This is a genomic window from Pseudomonas sp. BP11-1-1 (genome assembly GCF_052112105.1).
GTDB lineage: Bacteria > Pseudomonadota > Gammaproteobacteria > Pseudomonadales > Pseudomonadaceae > Aquipseudomonas > Aquipseudomonas alvandae.
In genome coordinates this window covers 1-896 of the sequence record NZ_JAUTYU010000043.1, presented here as the reverse complement: position 1 = coordinate 896, position 896 = coordinate 1, and the positions used below count along the sequence as shown (strand labels likewise).

Annotated in this window: 2 tRNA genes and 2 rRNA genes; all 4 read left to right on the top strand. The window is 47.5% G+C overall.

What is annotated here, in order from left to right:
- Positions 1-64, top strand: a 16S ribosomal RNA gene (locus tag Q7C33_RS28900); the annotation flags it as partial.
- 123 nt (positions 65-187) lie between these two features.
- Positions 188-264: transfer RNA gene (locus Q7C33_RS28895), tRNA-Ile, on the top strand.
- Positions 265-274: 10 nt separating this feature from the next.
- Positions 275-350 (top strand) — tRNA-Ala (locus Q7C33_RS28890).
- A gap of 242 nt (positions 351-592) precedes the next feature.
- Positions 593-896: ribosomal RNA gene (locus Q7C33_RS28885) — 23S ribosomal RNA — on the top strand; the annotation flags it as partial.

Below are 896 nucleotides of genomic sequence, written 5' to 3'. Positions count from 1 at the left end.
CATGACTGGGGTGAAGTCGTAACAAGGTAGCCGTAGGGGAACCTGCGGCTGGATCACCTCCTTAATCGACGACCGCAGCTGCTTCATGAGCTCCCACACGAATTGCTTGATTCATTGAAGAAGACGATAGAAGCAGCTTTAAGCTCCAAGCTGATAGCTCACAGCTAACAGTTACAAGCTCGAAATTGGGTCTGTAGCTCAGTTGGTTAGAGCGCACCCCTGATAAGGGTGAGGTCGGCAGTTCGAATCTGCCCAGACCCACCAATTTTGTAATGGGGCCATAGCTCAGCTGGGAGAGCGCCTGCCTTGCACGCAGGAGGTCAGCGGTTCGATCCCGCTTGGCTCCACCATAAACTGCTTCTGAAAGCTTAGAAATGAGCATTCCATCAAGGTGATGGTGAATGTTGATTTCTAGTCTTTTGATTAGATCGTTCTTTAAAAATTTGGGTATGTGATAGAAAGATAGACTGAACGTTACTTTCACTGGTAACGGATCAGGCTAAGGTAAAATTTGTGAGTTCTCTTAATTGAGAAATTCGAATTTTCGGCGAATGTCGTCTTCACAGTATAACCAGATTGCTTGGGGTTATATGGTCAAGTGAAGAAGCGCATACGGTGGATGCCTTGGCAGTCAGAGGCGATGAAAGACGTGGTAGCCTGCGAAAAGCTTCGGGGAGTCGGCAAACAGACTTTGATCCGGAGATGTCTGAATGGGGGAACCCAGCCATCATAAGATGGTTATCTTGTACTGAATACATAGGTGCAAGAAGCGAACCAGGGGAACTGAAACATCTAAGTACCCTGAGGAAAAGAAATCAACCGAGATTCCCTTAGTAGTGGCGAGCGAACGGGGACTAGCCCTTAAGCTTCTTTGATTTTAGCGGAACGCTCTGGAA